This is a genomic window from Borreliella californiensis (genome assembly GCF_014205885.1).
In the GTDB taxonomy this organism is placed as follows: domain Bacteria; phylum Spirochaetota; class Spirochaetia; order Borreliales; family Borreliaceae; genus Borreliella; species Borreliella californiensis.
In genome coordinates, this window is the sequence record NZ_JACHFB010000001.1 from 12,384 (window position 1) to 32,822 (window position 20,439).

General features: G+C 28.5%; 18 protein-coding genes. 9 read left to right on the plus strand and 9 right to left on the minus strand.

What is annotated here, in order from left to right; genetic code table 11:
• Positions 1-15 precede the first annotated feature (15 nt).
• Together gyrA and gyrB are read right to left on the minus strand one after the other, a co-directional pair.
• Positions 16-2,448 (minus strand): DNA topoisomerase (ATP-hydrolyzing) subunit A, encoded by a 2,433-nt coding sequence (gene gyrA / locus HNP67_RS00075; RefSeq protein WP_184123813.1) that lies wholly within the window; start codon positions 2,446-2,448, stop codon positions 16-18.
• Positions 2,449-2,459: 11 nt separating this feature from the next.
• Positions 2,460-4,364 (minus strand): DNA topoisomerase (ATP-hydrolyzing) subunit B, encoded by a 1,905-nt coding sequence (gene gyrB / locus HNP67_RS00080; RefSeq protein WP_184124529.1) that lies wholly within the window; start codon positions 4,362-4,364, stop codon positions 2,460-2,462.
• A gap of 186 nt (positions 4,365-4,550) precedes the next feature.
• Between gyrB and dnaA the strand changes: the two genes are divergently transcribed.
• From dnaA to fbaA, 9 genes are all read left to right on the plus strand, one after another.
• A complete protein-coding gene (gene dnaA, locus HNP67_RS00085) occupies positions 4,551-6,005 on the plus strand; it encodes a chromosomal replication initiator protein DnaA (RefSeq protein ID WP_184123816.1) in 1,455 nt (484 codons plus the stop codon).
• A gap of 239 nt (positions 6,006-6,244) precedes the next feature.
• Positions 6,245-7,405 carry a DNA polymerase III subunit beta gene (gene dnaN, locus HNP67_RS00090; protein WP_184123818.1) on the plus strand — a complete coding sequence of 387 codons (1,161 nt, stop codon included), beginning with the start codon at positions 6,245-6,247 and terminating at the stop codon, positions 7,403-7,405.
• 90 nt (positions 7,406-7,495) lie between these two features.
• Positions 7,496-7,795, plus strand: coding sequence for a hypothetical protein (locus tag HNP67_RS00095; protein WP_184123821.1), 300 nt, complete (start codon positions 7,496-7,498; stop codon positions 7,793-7,795).
• Between the two features lie 91 nt (positions 7,796-7,886).
• Positions 7,887-8,042: a 50S ribosomal protein L34 gene (gene rpmH / locus HNP67_RS00100; protein WP_004789541.1), complete on the plus strand. Its 156-nt coding sequence runs from the start codon at positions 7,887-7,889 to the stop codon at positions 8,040-8,042.
• Positions 8,023-8,358 carry a ribonuclease P protein component gene (gene rnpA / locus HNP67_RS00105; protein WP_184123823.1) on the plus strand — a complete coding sequence of 112 codons (336 nt, stop codon included), beginning with the start codon at positions 8,023-8,025 and terminating at the stop codon, positions 8,356-8,358. Before rpmH ends, rnpA begins: the two co-directional genes overlap by 20 nt.
• A gap of 11 nt (positions 8,359-8,369) precedes the next feature.
• On the plus strand, positions 8,370-10,004 hold the full coding sequence (gene yidC / locus HNP67_RS00110) for a membrane protein insertase YidC (RefSeq protein ID WP_184123824.1): 1,635 nt from the start codon (positions 8,370-8,372) through the stop codon (positions 10,002-10,004).
• Positions 10,005-10,015: 11 nt separating this feature from the next.
• The gene (gene jag, locus HNP67_RS00115; RefSeq protein WP_184123826.1) at positions 10,016-10,744 is read left to right on the plus strand and encodes an RNA-binding cell elongation regulator Jag/EloR; all 729 of its coding nucleotides are present in this window, start codon (positions 10,016-10,018) and stop codon (positions 10,742-10,744) included.
• A 44-nt stretch (positions 10,745-10,788) separates the two neighbouring features.
• Positions 10,789-11,856: an NAD-dependent epimerase gene (locus tag HNP67_RS00120; protein WP_184123828.1), complete on the plus strand. Its 1,068-nt coding sequence runs from the start codon at positions 10,789-10,791 to the stop codon at positions 11,854-11,856.
• 167 nt (positions 11,857-12,023) lie between these two features.
• Positions 12,024-13,103, plus strand: coding sequence for a class II fructose-bisphosphate aldolase (fbaA, locus tag HNP67_RS00125; protein ID WP_184123829.1), 1,080 nt, complete (start codon positions 12,024-12,026; stop codon positions 13,101-13,103).
• 443 nt (positions 13,104-13,546) lie between these two features.
• On the opposite strand, the gene aspS is transcribed toward fbaA, so the two are convergent.
• Genes aspS through HNP67_RS00160 form a run of 7 tightly spaced genes read right to left on the minus strand, consistent with a single transcriptional unit; the run spans position 13,547 to position 20,387 of the window.
• Positions 13,547-15,307: an aspartate--tRNA ligase gene (gene aspS, locus HNP67_RS00130; RefSeq protein ID WP_184123832.1), complete on the minus strand. Its 1,761-nt coding sequence runs from the start codon at positions 15,305-15,307 to the stop codon at positions 13,547-13,549.
• A gap of 3 nt (positions 15,308-15,310) precedes the next feature.
• Positions 15,311-17,416 carry a cation:proton antiporter domain-containing protein gene (locus HNP67_RS00135; RefSeq protein ID WP_184123833.1) on the minus strand — a complete coding sequence of 702 codons (2,106 nt, stop codon included), beginning with the start codon at positions 17,414-17,416 and terminating at the stop codon, positions 15,311-15,313.
• The gene (locus HNP67_RS00140) at positions 17,413-17,694 is read right to left on the minus strand and encodes an HPr family phosphocarrier protein (RefSeq protein ID WP_184123834.1); all 282 of its coding nucleotides are present in this window, start codon (positions 17,692-17,694) and stop codon (positions 17,413-17,415) included. Before HNP67_RS00140 ends, HNP67_RS00135 begins: the two co-directional genes overlap by 4 nt.
• 12 nt (positions 17,695-17,706) lie before the next feature.
• Entirely contained in the window at positions 17,707-18,000 is a 294-nt protein-coding gene (locus HNP67_RS00145; RefSeq protein WP_184123835.1) for an HPF/RaiA family ribosome-associated protein, read from the minus strand.
• Positions 17,990-19,249, minus strand: a complete 1,260-nt coding sequence (rpoN, locus tag HNP67_RS00150) for an RNA polymerase factor sigma-54 (RefSeq protein ID WP_184123837.1) — start codon at positions 19,247-19,249, stop codon at positions 17,990-17,992. The genes HNP67_RS00145 and rpoN overlap by 11 nt, the downstream gene beginning before the upstream one ends.
• A gap of 2 nt (positions 19,250-19,251) precedes the next feature.
• The gene (locus HNP67_RS00155; RefSeq protein WP_184123838.1) at positions 19,252-19,785 is read right to left on the minus strand and encodes a chromate transporter; all 534 of its coding nucleotides are present in this window, start codon (positions 19,783-19,785) and stop codon (positions 19,252-19,254) included.
• A 14-nt stretch (positions 19,786-19,799) separates the two neighbouring features.
• A complete protein-coding gene (locus HNP67_RS00160; RefSeq protein WP_184123840.1) occupies positions 19,800-20,387 on the minus strand; it encodes a chromate transporter in 588 nt (195 codons plus the stop codon).
• Positions 20,388-20,439: the final 52 nt, after the last annotated feature.

A 20,439-nucleotide genomic window follows, 5' to 3' on the forward strand; every position in this document is an offset into this window, starting at 1 on the left:
AGAAAAACCAATTCTTTATTTAATAAATTTCGAAACAGAAATCAAGCTGTCATTATCAAGGGACAATACTTGAATTCCTCTGGCATCTTTGCCTTGTTCAGATACTTTTCCAGCTACTGTTCTTAAAGATTTTGAACGTTTGCTTACAAGCAAGACTTCATCATCTTCTGAAACTGCTATAGCATCAACAACACTACCCGCTTTTTTATCAGACTTTTTATAACTAGTATAACCAGTGGCGCCTCTTTTAAGCTCAGATATTTTAGACATACTTAATCTTTTTCCATACCCATTCTCAGAAATAATCAAAAGATAAGGATTTTCTCTAACCGCCAAAACTTTGACAAAAAAATCTCCCTCTTTTAACTTCATTCCACAAACACCTTGGGTACCTCTATTAGTAAGTCTAACATCCCTTGAATTAAATATAAATGCACTACCCTTTTTAGAAAGACAAATTATTTTTTCATCCTTAAAAACAATCTCTGCGCTTGTAACAAAATCTTTATCATTAAGCTTAATAACAATAACGCCTCGTGACTTTACTGCTTTAAAATCTGTAGACTCGAATCTAGCTATCTTTCCACTTGCAGTTGTAAGCAATAAATAAGCATCATCAGCAAAATCCTTACTATTCTTAATAGTTAATATTTCTTCCTGATCTCCCAAATTAATAAGCTCACCAATATTTTGACCCTTTGAAGCTCTTGAAGAATCTTTTATTTCATAAGCATTGATTAAATAAAGCTTTCCTTCATTTGAAATCATAAATAAATAATCATGAGTATTGACACACAAAGCAATAACAATCTCATCGCCATCATTTAGATCAAATGAACTAAGACCTTTTCCTCCCGTACCTTGCAATTTATACTCATTTTGTGAAAGTCTTTTAAGGAAACCTTTCTTTGTAAGCATAACAACAATATTTTCTTTTTGCATTAAATCCGACATACTAGTTTTTAAAACCTCCTCATCATAAATTATTTTAGTTCGACGCTCATCGCCAAATTTCAAACCTAAATTAATAGTTTCTTCTCTTATAATATTAATAATCCTTACTGGATTCAAGAGAATATCTTCATAATCTTTTATTAAGCCTACCAACACATTAAGCTCCTCTTCAAGCTTAAAAACCTCAAGAGCTGTAAGCTTTTGCAACTTCATATCAAGAACTGAATTGGCCTGAATCTCTGAAAGACCAAAATTTGAAACAAGCCTCCCCTTTGCATCTTTTGCTAATTTAGACGATTTAACAATCTTAATAACCTCATCTATATTATTTAAAGCAATATTTAACCCCTCAAGAACATGTGCTTTCTCTTTTGCCTTTCTCAAATCAAATTCAATACGTCTTTCGATAATATTTTTTCTATGCTCAATAAATTCAAATAATAATTCTTCTAAATTCAACTGTTTGGGAATACCATTAACAAGAGCTAAATTATTTATACTAAAATGCTTTTTAAATTCAGTATATTCATAAAGCAAGTTCATAATAACACGAGGATCAAATCCCCTTTTAACCTCAAGAACTATTCTAATGCCTTCTCGATCAGATTCATCTCTTATGTCTAAAAGTCCTTCCAATTTTTCTTCTTTTGCTAAAAGAGCAACTTTCATAAGAAGTGAAGATTTATTTACCGTATAAGGTATTTCTGTTATAATTATAGCATTTCTATCTTCTGTTCTTTCTTCAATATGATATCTTGCCCTAATAACAACACTTCCCTTGCCAGTTTTGTATGCTTTAATTAAATTATCATTATAAATAATCTCTCCAAAAGTTGGGAAATCAGGACCTTTAACTATCTTAAGCAAATCAAATATAGAAGCATCCTCATTATCCAACATGTAAACAATAGCATCACAAATTTCCCTTAAATTATGGGGTGCCATATTAGTAGCCATTCCAACAGCAATTCCACTAGAACCATTAACCAAAAGAAACGGAAATGACGAAGGCATAATCTCAGGCTCACTTAAAGAGTCGTCATAATTAGACTTAAAATTAACAGTCTCTTTGTCTATATCCTTAACAATATATTCAGCTATTTTTTCCATTTTGGCTTCAGTATATCGCATAGCAGCAGGGGGGTCTCCGTCAATAGATCCAAAATTTCCCTGCCCCCGTATTACTGGATATCTAAGTGAAAAATCTTGAGCAAGTCTTACAAGAGCATCATAAATTGATTGATCTCCATGAGGATGATATTTTCCAAGAACATCTCCCACTATTCTACCAGCTTTTTTAAAAGCCTTATCAGAACGAAGTCCCATCTCATACATAGAATAAAGTATTCTCCTGTGAACTGGCTTAAGACCATCTCTTACATCCGGAAGAGCTCTGGAAACAATAACTGACATTGCATAATTTAAATAAGATGTTTTTATTTCATCTTCTATCTTAACATTTAATATTTGTTCTTTATTTTCTCCGACTGCCATTAACGCTCCAATTACACATCAAGATTAATTACATTAAGTGCATTCTGTTCAATAAATTCTTTTCTAGGTTCAACTAAATCTCCCATAAGAGTAACAAAAATTTTTTCAGCTTCAAGAGCATCATCTATATTCATCAATCTCATTTTTCTTCTAGCAGGATCCATAGTAGTTTCCCAAAGCTGCGTTGGATTCATCTCTCCAAGACCTTTATATCTCTGCAGAGAAATACTATTGCGATTTTTAGTTTCAATAGAATTTAAAAATTTTTCTTTTTCCTTCTCTTCATAAAAATAATAAATACGATTGTCATACTTTATTTTATAAAGAGGAGGCATAGCTATATATATATAACCATTTTCAATTAAATCTCTCATATATCTAAAGAAAAAAGCTAAAAGCAAAGTCCTAATATGAGATCCATCAACATCAGCATCTGCCATAATAATGACCTTGTGGTAACGAAGCTTTGTAATATCAAAAGTTTTACCAACTCCTGCACCAAGAGATGCAATTATAGGAATAAGCTTATCATTGGTAATTACTTTATCTTCTCTCGTTTTCTCAACATTAAGCATTTTCCCCCATAATGGCAAAATGGCCTGAAAAAATCTATTTCTACCCATTTTAGCACTTCCTCCAGCAGAATCACCCTCTACAATATAGATCTCTCTTTCCAAAGGATTTTTAGAAGCACAATCAGCCAATTTTCCAGGCAATGCTAAGCTTTCAAATGCATTTTTTTTTCTTTCTGATTCTCTTGCTTTTCTTGCAGCTTCACGAGCACGAGCGGCTTTTATTGCTTTTCCAAGAATAGTGTCTATCTCTAAAGGATTTAAATTAATAATTTCCAATAAATGCTCATATACAATAACCTCAACTATTTTTCTTATCTCAGAATTACCAAGCTTACTCTTTGTTTGACCTTCAAATTGAGGTTCTGGAATTTTAACAGAAATAACAGCCGTAAGCCCCTCTTTAAAATCATCTCCTGTAAGATTTGGAACATCTTTTTTGCTTATCTTTGAATTTTTAAAGGCTTCGTTCATAGCTTTAGTAAGGCCACTTCTAAAGCCCATAACATGGGTTCCCCCTTCTCTTGTATTAATGTTATTAACAAAAGAAAGAATGTTGTCAGAATAGCTTTCAGTCCATTTAAGCCCCACATTAACAATAACATCATTAATAAAGCCATCAATATAATAGGGTTTTGATTGAAAAGCCTTACTGTCATTGGTTAAGTAATCTACAAAAGATTTTATCCCACCTTCAAAATAAAATTTTGAAGATTTTTCTCTACCAATTCTTTTATCTTCTATTGAAATGTATATTTCATCGTTTAAAAAAGCAAGCTCTTTAAGCCTTTTTTCAAGAACATCAAAATTATAATCTAAAGTTTCAAAAATTTCAGAATCTGCTAAAAAAGTAACTTTAGTCCCCGTAATAGAAGATTCCCCCACAATTTCTACTTCAGAAGTTGGAATACCTTTTGAAAAAGTTTGCCTAAAAATTTTTCCATCCCTATTAACACAGACCTCTAAAAACGAAGACAAAGCATTTACAACCGAAATTCCAACGCCATGAAGCCCTCCAGAAACTTTATAAGTGCCTTTGTTAAACTTACCGCCAGAATGTAGCTTTGTTAAAACAAGCTCAAGAGCACTAATACCCTCCTCTTCATGAATATCGGTAGGAATCCCTCTCCCATTATCAATAACGGTTATAGTATTATCTAAATTAATAATAACATCTATTCTATCGCAAAACCCAGCTAAAGCCTCATCAATACTATTGTCAACTATTTCATAAACCAAATGGTGCAACCCATTATCAGAAACAGAGCCTATATACATGCCAGGCCTTTTCCTAACAGCCTCAAGTCCTTTTAAGACCTGAATGTTACTAGCAACATAATTCATAAACCTTCCATTCATTTAATCAAAATCTAGACACAGATAAATTCTACATTAAAAAAAAAATAATATCTATTACATACAAAGTACCAAAAACTTTTAAAAGTTTACAATCAATTTAGATAGAATCTTAATTTAACATTATACTATATAATGTTAAAAGTATAGTGCTAAAACCAACAAGGACAAAAAATGGAAAAATCAAAAAATATATGGAGCTTAATTTTAACAGAAATAAAAAAAGAACTATCAGAAGAAGAGTTTTATGTTTGGTTTGAAAATTTGTGCTTTTTAGAATCAATAGGTGACAATATTAAAATATCCACTCCAAATTTATTTCACAAAAATCAAATAGAAAAAAGATTTACAAAAAAAATTAAAGAAATCCTCACAAAAAATGGTTATACTAACGTAGTTATTATATTTACAAATCAAACACCCAAAACCCATTCTAACAGACAAGAAAGCCAAAAAATGGCTTTTAACGAAACTTTTCCAAATTTCAACAAGCTTAAAGAAAAAACACTCTTTAAAGAACCCATTCAAAGTATTCAAGATCGTATAAAAATGTATATCAAAGAAGAAGAGCCCATAAATTTTAAAAACCCCTTTCTTAAAAAAAGATATACATTTGAAAATTTTATCATAGGACCAAATAATAAACTTGCATACAATGCAAGTTTATCAATCTCAAAAAATCCTGGGAAAAAATATAATCCGTGTTTAATTTATGGTGGAGTTGGACTTGGAAAAACACATTTGCTTCAAAGCATAGGAAACAAAACAGAAGAATTGCATCATAACCTTAAGATATTATACGTTACAGCTGAAAATTTTTTAAATGAATTTGTAGAAAGCATAAAGACACACGAAACAAAAAAATTTAAAAAAAAGTACAGATACTTAGACATGCTACTTATAGACGATATCCACGACTTACAAAAAAAAGAAGGTATACAAGAAGAGCTTTTTCACACATTTAACGCACTTTATGAAGACAATAAACAATTGGTATTTACATGTGACAGGTCTCCTTCTGAACTTACAAATTTTACAGATCGACTAAAAAGTAGATTCACAAGGGGACTAAATGTTGATATATCAAAACCTAATTTTGAACTCAGAGTAGCTATTATCGAAAAGAAAGCAGAAGAAGATGGTATAAAAGTCCCTAAAAATATACTAAATCTAGTTGCTCAAAAAGTTACAACAAATGTAAGAGACCTTGAGGCTGCCGTAACAAAACTAAAAGCATATATAGATTTGGACAATATAGAAATTGACATTGACATTGTTGAAAAAATAATCAAAGAAATAATAATTTACGAAAAAGAAACAACCAATGAATCAAGCAATAAAATTAATATTGAAAATATAAAAAAAATACTCTTAAGAGAGCTAAAAATTACACACAAGGATATTGAGGGGCATAGCAAAAAACCAGAGATAACAAAGGCTAGACATATTTATGCATACCTTTTAAGGAATTTTACAGGGCTATCAACAATTGAAATTGGGAAAATTATTGGGGGGAAAACCCATTCAACAGTGCTTTATTCGATAAATAAAATAGATAGAGACAGAAATAATGACAAAGAAATTAACAATTTAATCACAGAACTTATGAACAAAATAAAAAAAAATTAAACCTAATTGAAAAATCAAGAATTCTTTTAAACAATTGAAACAAATAATTTATCAAAAATACAACAAAAAATAAACTATAATTTAACAAGATACTTCCTTATGCTACATAGTATTATATACAATTAGACAATCAAACAGAGACTTACTACTATTACTACTATGTATTTATAAAAACTAAAAATGAAAAATCTATGAAATTTTACAAAGACAAAATGTAATAAAATAGATAAGGAGGAACTATGCTAAATAACACGTTTTTTATTTGCGAAACAAATCAAATTATAAATGAGATAGAAAAAGCAAAGGGAATAATATTGAACAGAAACATGAATGATATTTGGAGTGCATTGTTAATAGAGGTAAAAAAATCTAATCTCATAATTAAATCAACAGACAGAAATATTTTTTTTGAAAGCACAATTTCGGTTGTTTCAGAAACAGACTTTAAAGTATTAATTAATGCTTCAAATTTTTATGACGCAGTAAAAGCATTCAGTTTTTATAAGAAAATCAAAATACTTTTCAATGAAAATAATAGTAAATTAGAAATTATGGGAGAAGAGTTAAAGGATGATAAAGAAGAATATGAAGATCATTTAAAAGAACCTACTTTCTCATACGAAGAAATAGAAAATTACAATTATGATATGGTTAATGAAGATTTCACTTTTGAAATTGAAATAAAACAAAAATCTTTTAAAAAAGTAATAAATAGAATAGCTTTTTCAGCACATTTTGATGAATCCAAGAATGTATTAAATGGTGTGTATTTTACAAAAGATGAAGACTCTAAATTAATGCTTGTTTCTACCAATGGTCACAGAATGTCTATTTGTAAAACGGAAGTCATAGTTGAAAAAGATGTGAATTTTATAGTTCCTGTAAAAATATTTAATTTTTTAAAACATCTTATGTCAGGAGAAGGTATGGTTAAAATAAAGTCTTCGGATAAAAAATTTTATGTTGAATTTGATAATTATAAAATAGCTTGTAGTTTGATTAGTGGCAATTATCCGGATTATAAAAGTATTATACCTAAAGAACAGAAAAATAAATCTTTGGTTTCGTTAGGCATTCTAAAAGATAGACTTGCAAGAGTCAATTTATATGTTGACAAATCAAGAAAGTTGGTTTTAACTTTTTCTGAGCTTCAATTAAAACTTCTTGGAGAAGATTTGATTACTGGAAGAAAAGGTGAATTTTTTATTAAAGATCCAAATTATTTGTATGATGGAGCAGATGAGGTTATGGCTATTAATATTTCATACTTTGCGGAAGCTATTAATGTTTTTGAAACTTCAAAGATAGAAATACAATTTAATTCGGGCAATGTATTAAAATTGAGTGAACCTGAAAATTTTCATTTTACGCACTTAATAATGCCGATGTCTTTAGGTTAAAGTAAATTATTAATGTTATTTTGAATATTAAAATAAGCTTTTTAAAGTTTATTTTATATTGTTTTTTGTATTGTGGTATAAAAAATTGCTATGAGTGATTCTGCTTTTAAAAAAATAGGTAATGTTCTTAAAGATTATTTAGAATCCAATTTGCTTGTTAATAAAAAGACAAGTTCAAAATTATTGATTGCTGATAAATGGAATCAGATCTTTGAAGCTTTGTCAGATGATGTAAAATTTTTAGATTTTAAAAATGAGCAGGTCCTTTTTCTCGAGGTAAGCAATTCAAGTATTTTATATAGTATATCAATTAATAAGTTAAAGATAATAAATTCAATAAAGGAATTAACGGGGATTAAAATAATAGACATAAAGGTTTTGGTAAAATAATTATTATTGACAATCGCATTTATATGCTATACCATGGTAGTGTTCAACTTTCAGCTTAGCAGCATAAAATTGTTTTTAATGGAGGAGCGTTTTGAAAAGGACTTATCAACCCAGTCGTGTTAAAAGAAATAGAAAATTTGGGTTTAGAGCTAGAATGAAAACTAAAGGCGGAAGACTTATTCTTTCAAGACGAAGGGCAAAAGGAAGAATAAAATTAACTGTTTCTGATGAGAAAAAGAAATACTAGTCTAAAATCAAAAATAGAAATTCAAAAAATTTTCAAAGAAGGCAATCTGATTAGATTTAGAAATCTTAATCTTAAAATGTTCTATAAGTCTAATCATTTGGTTTGTTCTAGAATTCTTGTTACCTTTTCTAAAGGTTTTAGGGGATCTGTTAAAAGGAATCGCATTAGAAGACTTTTTAAAGAAGCTTTTAGAAAAAAATTAGAATTGTTAGAAGGGATTACTTTGGATATTATTTTTGTAGTTTCTTACAATGGGTTAACTTTAACTTATTTTAGTATTGAATCTCTTATGAACAGTTTGGTTTTAATAGTGTGAAAGGGGCATAAGTGAATCAAAGTAGAAAAATTTTAAGGACAGTTTATTTGTCTTTATTTTTAATAGGTCTTTTCATGCTCATTAATGATATTTTTTCTTCAAACATTTTGAGTTCTAGGTCTTCTGACAAGGAAGTGCAGTTTGATTTAAACAAAATCTTTGATGATAATGAGATCTTTTCAAGTAAGAGCAATAACTTTAATTTGATTAATAAATCTCAAGATATTGTTGTAGAAACAGGTATATATGTTGCTACTTTTTCTACATTTAGAGGGAATTTGGTCTCATTAAAGCTTAAAAATCATTTAAATTTGGAAAAAGGTCCTACAGATTTAATTAATATTGATAACAAAAATGAAACTTTTTTTGATGTTAGTTTTGACTATTTAGTAGAGGATTTGTTTTTGTATAAAAAGATAGATGATTTTAATCATGAATTTAAAGCCTATTTTAAAAATAATGGTAAAACTTATGAATATGCAAAGAAGTATACATTTTCGAAAAAAAATGAGTACTTGATGAAATTTAAAGTTACTGTAAATGGTCTTGAGGATTATAATTTATTTGATATTGATTCTTATAAAGTTATTTTTAGTTCTGAGATTGAAAGATTGAGTGACAAAGCAAAGTTACAATATAATAATTATTTATCTCAAATAATTTATTATGATAATAAGCTTAAATATGGTAAAGATGGCCTAAGGATTAGCAATCCTAGATGGCTTGGTTCTAGTACTAAGTATTTTGGGGTGTTGGTTTTTAAAGAGAATATGGAAGTTGAGTTTAAGAAGGAAAGAGGAATTCTTAAATCATTTATTATTAATGATGTTAAAAATAAAAAAAATATTAACGATGAATTTTTTATTTATGCTGGACCTAAGGATAATAGGTATCTAGACGTTTTTGACAAGAGTGGTGACAATGCCTTTGGTTTATCAGATATTTCTTTTGGAATGTCAGTGGAAAAGAGTTTGTGGTATTTGATTCAAGTTCCTATGCAAATGGTAATGCAAGTTTTTTATGATGTTATGCCTAATTGGGGGCTTTCAATTATTTTTTTGACAATTGTTGTTAGAATACTTATATTTCCTTTGACGTTTAAGGGATTTAGAGCTACCGCAGAGCTTTCTAGGCTTCAACCTAAAATGAAAGAGCTTCAAGTAAAGTTTAAGCATGATCCCAAAAAGTTGAATGAAGAGATGGGAAAGCTTTATAAAGAAGAAGGAGTTAATCCTCTTGGCGGATGTCTTCCTGTAATTTTACAGCTCCCTATATTTTTTGCTCTTTATTCACTTGTAAATAATTTATTTTTATTAAGAGGAGCCAGTTTTATTCCAGGATGGATTGATGATTTATCTATCGGTGACAGTGTATATCATTTTGGATATAAGCTTTATTTTGTTTCTTGGACCGATATTAGAATTTTACCTTTTATTATGATGTTTACTCAATTGGGATCTACAATTGTTAGTTCTAATATGGATTTAAAAAATCTTGGAGCACAGCAGAAGTTTTTATATTTTGGAATGCCTATTATGTTTTTTTTCATACTTTACAATATGCCATCAGGGCTTTTGATATATTGGATTACAACAAATATTTTTACTATTTTGCAGCAATACTATATAAAGATGCATTTGTCTTAAGGGGGAATAATATGAGCTATGAATTTTACGGAAAAACCGAACAAGAAGCAATAAAGAAAGCAATGAGAGATCTAGAATTAAAGGAAGGCGAGTTTGATGTAGAAATTTTAGATAAAGAAAGAGTTGGATTTTTATTTAAGAAAGAAATGATTAAAATAAGGGTTTCTCCTCATGTAAAGGAGGTTAAAAAGGGCGGTTTTGAAATTAAAATTGGTGATAAAATTTGTGATAAAATTTTAGAATTTGTAAAAGAAATGCTAATTAAAATGGGATATTCTGTACATTTGATAATAGAACCCAAAGAAGGGGGATATGTTAAGATTTCTATTGAAACAGATAGTCCAAATATTTTGATTGGACGAGAGGGTAAAAATTTAGATTCTTTACAGCTTTTAACAAATGTTTATGCTTCTAGGCTTATTGGTGAAAATGGAGCTTTTAATAAGGTTGTATTGGATATTGGAGATTATAGAGAACGATTTAAATCTAGATTTATTAATTTAGCAATAAATTCTTTTCATAAAGTTAAAAGAACTAGGCGCTCTATTTTGTTACCATCAATGAATCCTTTTGAAAGAAGGATTATTCACACAACTTTAAATCGTTATAGTGACATAAAAACTGAAAGTGAGGGAGATGGAAACATAAAAAGAATAAGAGTCTCTTATGTTAGAAATAATAGGCGTGGCATCAACAATTCTCGTAGTTATCAAAAAAGAGATATTGGTTTTAAAAAATAGATTGATGGTATTATTTGTATTGAATTTTAAAGAGGAATAATAGTATGAAGATTTTTTTAACCGGAATTGCAGGGTTTATTGGATTCCATGTAGCTAAAAAGCTTGTAGAAGAAGGGCATGAAGTTTTAGGCATAGACGTATTAAATGATTATTATGAGCTAAAATTTAAGCACGAAAGGTTAGAAGCTTTAGGGTTTTGTTCTAAGGATGTCAAAACGCATAAGATTTTTAAGAGTGAAAAATATAATAATCTATCCTTTTTTTATCTTGATATACTAAATAAGGATAAACTGCTAGAGCTTTTTAAAGAGCATAAGTTTACGCATGTTTGTCATTTGGCTGCTCAAGCAGGCATTAGAGATAGTCTTGAAAATCCCGATAGCTATGTTTCAATAAATATTGTTGGGTTTTTTAATGTTTTGGATGTGTGCAGGGTTTATAAAGAAAAAATCGAGCATTTTGTTTATGCCTCCACGTCATCGGTTTATGGTATAAATGAAAATATGCCATCTCATGAAGATTCTATTACGGATCACCCTTTGAATTTATATGCAGCTAGTAAAAAATCTAATGAGATGATGGCGCATGCTTATAGTGCGTCTTTTAATATTCCCACAACAGGGCTTAGATTTTTTACGGTTTATGGGACCTATGGAAGGCCTGATATGGCTTTATATTTATTTTCAGATGGAATTAAAAATGGCAAGTCCATTAATATTTTTAATAATGGGAATATGGCTAGAGATTTTACATACGTGAGTGACATTGCAGAAGGTGTTTACAAGGTGTTGAAAAATCCGGCTAAGAGCGATTGTAATTTTGACGTTAAAAATCCAAATTCATCAACATCTTCTTTCCCTTACAGAATATATAATATAGGAACTGGGCACGCAATTAAACTGCTAGATTTTATTAACGAGCTTGAAGCAAATTTTGATAAAAAGGCCTTAAAAAATTATATGCCTATGCAAAAAGCAGATGTTGTGGAAAGTTGTTGTGATATTTTAAAGCTTAAAAATGATGTTGGGTATGAGGCTAAAATTTCTATTAAAGAAGGAATAAAAGAATTTTCACAGTGGTATAAAATGTTAGAATCTGCTAAGAAGGCTTGATTTTAGTCTTTTTTATGCAAAATGATAGATTTTTAATAAATTTTATGTTTGTTTTTGGTGTAATAATTATTTATTTATTGATTTAAATTCAATTCAACTTCTTAGGTGTATAATTTATTATAGGCATTTGATAAAAGAAAAAATAAAAATGGAAAGGAGTGATATAAATGGGTGTTTTAGACAAGATTAAACCGGGTGTAGTTTATGGGAAGGAACTGCATTTTTTATATGAAATATGTAAAAAGGAAGGATTTGCTATCCCTTCTATAAATTGCATAGGAATAAATTCCATTAATGCAGTTTTGGAAGCAGCAAAAGAAATTAACTCTCCTATTATGATACAATTTTCTAATAGTGGTTCTGCTTTTATTTCTGGAAAAGGCTTGAAGATGGAAAAACCACAAGGAGTTTCAATAGTTGGAGCTATTTCTGGTGCCATGCATGTTCATTTAATGGCAGAGCATTATGGTGTTCCTGTTGTTCTTCATACTGATCATTGTGCTAAAAATCTGCTTCCTTGGGTTGAAGGACTTTTAGAGTATGGAGAGAAATACTATAGTCAGCACAAAAAACCATTATTTTCTTCACATATGCTAGATTTATCAGAAGAACCTATTAAAGAAAATATTGAAATTTCTAAAAAGTTCTTAGAAAGAATGGCAAAAATTGAAATGTTTTTAGAAATAGAGCTTGGAATTACTGGTGGAGAAGAGGATGGCGTTGATAATTCAGATAGAGCTATGCATGAACTATTTTCTACCCCTGAGGATATTTATTATGGATATTCAGAACTTTTAAAAGTTAGCCCAAATTTTCAGATTGCAGCAGCTTTTGGAAATGTTCATGGCGTATATAAACCAGGGAACGTTAAACTTACTCCAAAAGTGTTAAAAGATGGTCAAGATTATGTCATATCAAAAACAGGAGCAAATATTACTAAGCCAGTTTCTTATGTTTTTCATGGAGGTTCTGGATCTACACTTGATGAGATTAATGAGGCGCTTTCTTATGGCGTTGTAAAGATGAATATTGACACAGACACACAGTGGGCTGCTTGGGAGGGTGTTTTAAATTATTACAAAAAAAATGAAAATCGTTTGCAAAGTCAATTAGGAGATGGTAAGGACATTGATGTTCCAAATAAGAAATTTTATGATCCAAGGGTTTGGTTAAGAGAAGCCGAAGTTTCTATGAAAGACCGTGTAAAGATTGCATGTAAAAATCTTAATAATATTAATAGGAATTAAATAAAAATTCACTAATTTTTATTTGAAAGCTGCTTTTTGAGCGGCTTTTTTATTATTCTAATTATATTTTAATATTGAATTACAAAATTATGATTGTTTGATATATTTTTTTACAATTTATTAGGTATCTTTTTTTGTTATTTTTGTTTATTTTTTAGAACTTAAAATATAATAATTTTTTTAAAATTATTATTAAATGTTGTGTTTATGAAATTGTTTTGATTAAAGATTAAGCAATGAGTAAGATTGTGTTTGAATTTTAAAAAAGCATTTTGTTTTGGATTGACCTTATGTGTTTTTATATCACTTATTGCTTGTAAAAAATTAAACTTTGAGGTTTAATTTTTTGAAAGAATGCATGTTATTAAAAAAATCCAAGGAACATCTGAAAATGGATGATTTTTATAATTTTAAAGGTGTTTAGCATTTGTTTGTATTATAAATTAAGTGTTATCAGCAACAATATTGATTCCAAGTTCTTCTAGTTGTTCGTTTGAGATTTTAGAGGGAGAATTATCAAGGGGGCTTGCTGCAAAAGAATTCTTAGGAAACAGTATTACATCTTTTATTGAATTTGACTTTGTCATCAACATTATTAGTCTATCAATGCCAATAGCAATGCCACCATGATTAGGAGCTCCATATTCTAATGCTTTTAAAAAAAATCCAAATCTATCTTCTGATTTTTCTTTTTGAAATCCTATTATGTTGAAAATTCTTTGTTGAAGTTCTTTATTATGTATTCTAATTGAACCTGAGCCAAGCTCTACACCATTTAAAACAAGATCGTAAATTTCACCTATAGTTTTTTTGGGATTTTTTTCTAAATTGGCAATATATTGCTTTTTTGGAAGAGAGAACATGTGGTGAGCTGGTGAATAGGTTTTTGTATTTTCGTCATATTCAAATAGTGGAAAATCGTAGACCCATAGAAATTCAAATTTATTTTCATCTATTAGTCCAAGATCATTTGCAATGTTTAGTCTAATTTGACCCATTGCTTTACATGCAGTTTCCCAGTTATTATTAGCTGTAAAGAAAATTATATCATTATTTTCTAGGGAATAGGTTTTTATTAAATGTTGTTCTTCTGTTTTTAAAAATTTTGCAATTCCTCCAGAAAATTTATTGTTTTCAATTTTTGTAAAATAAAGTCCTTGTGTTTTATAAAGCTTTGCAATTTCTTCTAAATTATTTATTTTTGTTCTTGAAAACTTATCAGCTTTGTTTTTTACTATTAAAATTATAATTGAGCCTTTGTTTTTTAGAGTATCTTTGAATATATTAAATTCTGAATTTTTTAGATTGCGACTTATATTTTGTAGTGTAAGTTCAAATCTAGTATCTGGTTTGTCGCTTCCATATTTGTTCATTGCCTTTTTGTATGTTATTTTTTTGAATTTTTTAGGTAAGTTGATATTAATGCAATTTTTAAATATTAAAAAAAGCATATTTTCTATTAATTTAAAAATATTTTCTTTTTTGACAAAGCTCATTTCAAGATCAAGCTGTGTGAACTCTGGTTGTCTATCTCCTCTTGAATCTTCGTCTCTATAACAACGGGCTATTTGAAAGTATTTATCAAATCCTGCTATCATTATAAGCTGTTTGTAAAGTTGTGGAGATTGAGGTAACGCATAAAAAGATCCTTTGTGAATTCTTGATGGGATTACAAAATCTCTTGCACCTTCTGGTGTTGATTTTACAAAAGTTGGAGTTTCTAGCTCTAAAAATTTTCTTTTTACTAAAAAATTTCTAATAAGATGGGTAGCTTGACATCTTAAAATGATTTTATTTTTCAAGGAATCTCTTCTTAAATCTAAGTATCTATATTCAAGTTTTGAGTTTTCACTTGCATTATTGTCATCTTCTATCATAAACGGCAATTCATTAGACTTTGAGATAATTTCAATGTTTTTTGCCAATATTTCAAAATGTCCCGTTTTCATATTGACATTTATCATGTTAGGAGGTCTTTTGATTAACAGTCCTTGAATTTTAATACAATATTCAAGTTTTATTTTTTCTGCGATCTTTAAAAGGTATTCTTCGTTTACCAGAACTTGAGCTTTTTCATATCTGTCTCTTATGTTTAGAAAGATAAATTTCCCGTGGTGTCTAATTTTTTTTACCCAAGCATTTATTTCAATTTTTTTGTTTATCAATTTTTCATTCAATTCATTACATTTGATAACTTTAAACATAATTCAACTCACTATTATATTATAAATTTCTTTATCTGTTTTTGCATTTAAAATTTCTTTTTTGTACAGATCAACTTTACCCACAACAGATGCTAAAATTCTAGGGTAGCTAACGTAATCTTTTGCTGGGCACAGTATTAATATAAAAACATGGCTTAAGTTCTTGTCAAGGGCATTAAAGTCAATTCCCTCATGACTTATTCCTATTGCAATATGTATTTTTGATATTAAATTTGTTTTTAAATGAGGAATAGCAAAGCCTTCTTTTAGTGCAGTAGTAATTAATTTTTCTCTTTCCATTAAATCTTGGAATATTCTTTCTTTGTCAATTTCAATGTTTATTACGCTTAGAAGCTCTCTTATTACATCGGCCTTATTGTTTGATTTTAATTCTAAAATAATGTTCTCCTTTTTTATTCTTTTATTTAGGTTGATATTGCTAAGGATTTTATCGTAATTTATTGAGTAATCTAGTTTTTTTGCCCTTAGGGAGACTGTTTCAACTTCTTTGGTTATTTTTTCTAGGTTTAAGATTGTTTCTCTAAAAAGGTCTTGTATTATAATTAAGTGATTGTTTGGGCATTCGAATGTTATTTTACTGCCCTCTCGCTTTATTGAGAAGGCTATGTTGTTTTTTCTTGCATTAATATATTGTGAAGAATCATTTTTAATTTGTTGCGTGAAAAATCCTTCTTTTCTTAATTCATTTTTAAAGTCCCATATAAGAATTTTGGCTAAATTATCATATTCAAATGATACACATATGTATGTATTTTGATCTATTGGGAGTTCTTTTTTAAGTCCGCTTTTATTTATTTTAAATAAAAAGTTTATTATAGGTGTTGCAACAATTGTTGGTAAAAATACCATTATTATTATGATTCCAAATATTTTTTGGCTAATAAATCCTGAAGATAATGCTACATTTGCCATAATAAGTGAAACTTCTCCTCTTGGAACCATTCCAGTTGCAATTTTTAAGGCTCCAAGTTTGTTAAATCCCAAAAAGAGTGCTGGAATAAAGCAAAATATACTCTTAGTAATTATTGCTATTGCGCTAATTGCTAGCCCTAAAATAAGAACTTCTTTTGAGAGTATTTCATTAATATCTGACATAAGTCCAATTGATGTAAAAAAGATTGGTATAAAGAATCTTTCAAAGATTGTTAGTTTGTCTTGAATTACGTATACAATGTCTGTTTTTGACATGGCAAGTCCAAATACATAAGCTCCAACAACAAAAGACATTCCTAAATTTTGGAATATACTTGCAATAGTAAGGGTTAGAGAGAGTGTTATTACGGTTGCTAAGGTGACACTGTTTAATTTTTTCAACAGTCTTGAGAGCGTTTCTGATATATATATTAAAGAGAAAGTTAAGCATAGCCAAATTACTATGTTTTGAATTATGGTTTTGATCGAGCTTGCTATATTAAGATCTGATATAGATCTTGATATAGTTATTACACTTGTAAGCATAAGCATTGAAAGCACGTCATCAATAATTGAGGTTGAAATTATTGTCACTCCTTCTGAAGTGCTCATTTTTTTCTTTGCCGAGAGTATGCTTGCTGCGATTCCTGCTGATGTTGGGGTTCCAATTATTCCAATAAAAAGTGAGGTTGGACTTATTAGAGGAACGTTAAAAATTATGCTTGCCATTAGTACAAAACTTGTGAAGGTGCCAACAACTTCTGTTATTCCAATAATTCCTCCGCGTGGCAAAAATTTGATAAACAATTTTAAGTCAGTTTCAAGTCCTGCTGTGAAAAGCAATATTATTGAAGCTATGGTAGAAATTGCAAATATTTTTTCATTTATTAAATAATTTTCTCCAATTTGAGTTATTCCTAATGGAAATAATAAAGGTATTTGAATTTTTCCAAAGGCATTCGGACTTAGAATTATTCCTGCTGTTATTTGCCCTATTACTTTTGGAATTCCTATTTTAGCCACTAGATTGCCTATTGAAATAGATGATATTACAATGATTGCCAGACTCATGACAAAAGCTGACATTTTTACCTCAATGTCGTATTTTGTTGAGTATGAAAATAGAAGATTCGGCAAGTGTAGCAATATTGTTATGTAAAAAATTTTTTTGTTCATTTTTCAAGCTCTTTTGAAAAATTATGTTTTAGCAAATTTAACAAATTTTTAATTGCCAGTTTTTCTTTTTTCCCTTCGACTGTTATTTTTACTTTTTCTTTGTATATTATTCCCAATATGATAATTTCGATTGTGGACCTTGCGTCAGCTTTTCTGCCATCTTTTGTTGTTATTTTTATATCGCATGAAGAGTGTTTATTTGCGAATTCAGCAATGATGTTTGCCGATCTTGAATGTATTCCATCTTTATTTATTATCTCAATTTCTGCTTCTTGCATTTTTTACTTATCTTATTTGTTGTTTTTTTTCTCTTTCTCTTTAGTTGCTGTTTTATAAAGCCTTGCTATTGTGCTATCAATAAGACTGAGAAGTATTTTTCCATCTTCTCTTATATGTATTATTTTCCCCCAATTAAAGTGAATGTGTGCGTCCAATTCAAAAATCTCATGTTCTTTTTTAATTGTGATTTTTAAATTATCAATATGTTTTTTAATATGAGTATCAAATTTTTCTAGCTTTTTGAGAATAAAAACTTTTTCATTCTCATTTAAGCTATAATTAACCGCTTGAATTTTAGGTTCCATAATATGTTCTCCCTTTCTCAGATTTTAATTCATTTCTATATTTGTTCACTGTTCTTCTAGAAATAGAGATTCCTTTGGATTTCAGTATAGCAGAAATCGCTTCATCTGACATCTTTTTATTTGCTTCTAATAACTTTTTTACTGTTATTTTAATGCTTAATTTTGAAAATTCATTTGTTTTTGCTCCACCAACAGAGCTAAAAAGTTCTTTGATTAATATTGTACCCCACTCGCATTTTAAGTATTTATTTTTTATTGCTCTTGATATTGTTGATTTTGATACACTAATTTTTTCTGACAGAATGCTCAGGTTCATTGGCCTTAAGCTTTTAAACCCTCTTCTTAGAAATTCTTTTTGCAATGTATATATAGCTATTCCTATTTTTGCAAGTATTTCGTCTCTATATCGTAGGGATTCGATTAACCACTTTGCTTGTTTTTGTTTTTGGGGATTTTCAGGTGTCTTTTTAAGTTCTTTTTTAAAGATACTAACTTCTTTGATTTTAATTTTAAATTTATTATTGTGATTAATTATTAATATATCTGGATCGACATAGAAATTAGTGTCGTCTATATCTTTAAATTCGAGTGTTGGGTTGGGGTTAAGTTTTTGTCTGATAATTTCTAAAGCTGTATTAAATTCTTTGCTTCTTATTTTAAGCTCCTCTTTTAACTTTTCTTGAGTTTTTTCAAGAAGCTCTGCTTTTTCAAGAATTTTAATAATATTAGTTTCTAATTTATGATGCTTTGCTTGCAAAATTAACGATTCTATTATGTTGGGGACACAAATTCCAATTGGATCAAATTTTTGAATAAGTTCAATTATTTTTTTTACTTTTACTTTTTCTTCCTTTTTAAAAAGATCGTAAGGATTTATTATATGAAAACCTTTGCTGTTTAGATTGTTTATTAGTATTTCCCCTATTTTAAGTTCATCTTCATTTATTCTTTGAATTCTTAATTGTAGTAAAAGGTGTTCTTTTAAAGAAGTATTTGTTTGTGTTTTTTCAAGAGCTATGTCGTGTTGATTTTTTATAATATTATCTTCTTTGTAAAAAACTTTTTTAAACCTATATGTTTTTAATGTTTCAAAAAATATTTTATTTGAGTCTATTTCTAGGCATTTATTGTTTTCGCTTTCGTCTAGTATAAGCTTAGTTAATTCTTTTTGATTAAGGCTTAATATTTTTATTGTTTGTATTTGAATTGAGTTTAAATTTTGGGATAATTTTAATTTTTGTTTAATCATATTTATATTAATGTATAAAAAAATCCACTAAGTATAATTACTAATGCGGGACTTATTTTATTGTAAAAAAATAAAATAAAAAAATTAATTCCTACAATAGCCAGGGTTCTCAAAAGTTCTGTTTTGTTGTTTTCTATCTTTAAGTATGTATGTTCAAGCAAAATGATTATTGTAATTATCCACAGTGCAACAATAATAGGCTTTAGATTCTCTAAGCAATAATTTAAAAAGCCGATTTTGTGTAGTATTAGAAGGATTATAATCATTAATATTATTGGAGCTGTTATTAATGCTACTGTAGCAATTATTGCTCCTGCAATTCCTGCAGTTTTCATTCCAACGTATGTTGCTATGTTTGTTGCAATAGGCCCAGGGGTTATTCTTGATATTGTAATCATATTAACAAATTCTTTTTTTGTTATCCAATGTTTATTAGTAATTATTTCGTTGTTTATTATTGCTGCAATTCCATTGCCACCTCCGAAATTTAATAATCCAATTTTTAAAAATGTAATGAATAAATTTATTAAAATCAACTGATATCCTTTTCTTATTTAGTTAATATTTTTTTTATTGTTATATATTTAAATGTGTATACTAAAAAGAAAATTAACAATATGTATGATATTCTTATTTTTAATTTAAAAATTGCAAAAATTACAAGAAAACATATTGTCCATTTTATTATAGAGTTATTTAACATTTTTTTGGAAAATTTTAAGACAACGGTTATCATGATGATAATTGAAGATATTTTTGCACCTTCGAGAAATTTTTCAACATGTATGTTATCTGGTACTAATTTTAGGTAAAGGAAAACCATTATTATTGCAATAATGGAAGGTAAAATTCCTGCAACAACGAGCAAAAGTGCGCATGGGAAACCTCCAACTTTTTTTCCTACTAGGAACACAAAATTAATTGCTGTAACTCCAGGAATAACATTTGATGTTGCTAGTATTTTGTTAAAATCGTCTTCAGACATTATTTTTCTTTTTTTAACAAATATTTTTTTAAGCTCAGATATAATTATTAATCCTCCGCCAATTGTAAGTGTTGTTGTTTTAAAGACAAGTAAAAACAAGTCCAGAATTTCATATATTTTTTTTTGATTCTTTTTATACATTTGTTTTGTCAAATTTAATAAAAACCTTTGAATACTAATTTTATCACAAATATTATTGTAATGT

Coding starts and splice junctions, on each gene's coding strand:
- gyrB (WP_184124529.1), bottom strand. CDS start 4,364: ATGAATTATGTTGCTAGTAACATTCAGGTCTTAAAAGGACTTGAGGCT.
- HNP67_RS00145 (WP_184123835.1), bottom strand. CDS start 18,000: ATGGAACCTAAAATTCAAGCGGTTAATTATAGCTTAAATGAGAATGAA.
- HNP67_RS00120 (WP_184123828.1), top strand. CDS start 10,789: ATGAAGATTTTTTTAACCGGAATTGCAGGGTTTATTGGATTCCATGTA.
- HNP67_RS00095 (WP_184123821.1), top strand. CDS start 7,496: ATGAGTGATTCTGCTTTTAAAAAAATAGGTAATGTTCTTAAAGATTAT.
- HNP67_RS00135 (WP_184123833.1), bottom strand. CDS start 17,416: ATGAACAAAAAAATTTTTTACATAACAATATTGCTACACTTGCCGAAT.
- dnaA (WP_184123816.1), top strand. CDS start 4,551: ATGGAAAAATCAAAAAATATATGGAGCTTAATTTTAACAGAAATAAAA.
- rnpA (WP_184123823.1), top strand. CDS start 8,023: ATGAGAAAAAGAAATACTAGTCTAAAATCAAAAATAGAAATTCAAAAA.
- aspS (WP_184123832.1), bottom strand. CDS start 15,307: ATGTTTAAAGTTATCAAATGTAATGAATTGAATGAAAAATTGATAAAC.
- jag (WP_184123826.1), top strand. CDS start 10,016: ATGAGCTATGAATTTTACGGAAAAACCGAACAAGAAGCAATAAAGAAA.
- rpoN (WP_184123837.1), bottom strand. CDS start 19,249: ATGATTAAACAAAAATTAAAATTATCCCAAAATTTAAACTCAATTCAA.
- gyrA (WP_184123813.1), bottom strand. CDS start 2,448: ATGGCAGTCGGAGAAAATAAAGAACAAATATTAAATGTTAAGATAGAA.
- dnaN (WP_184123818.1), top strand. CDS start 6,245: ATGCTAAATAACACGTTTTTTATTTGCGAAACAAATCAAATTATAAAT.
- HNP67_RS00140 (WP_184123834.1), bottom strand. CDS start 17,694: ATGCAAGAAGCAGAAATTGAGATAATAAATAAAGATGGAATACATTCA.
- fbaA (WP_184123829.1), top strand. CDS start 12,024: ATGGGTGTTTTAGACAAGATTAAACCGGGTGTAGTTTATGGGAAGGAA.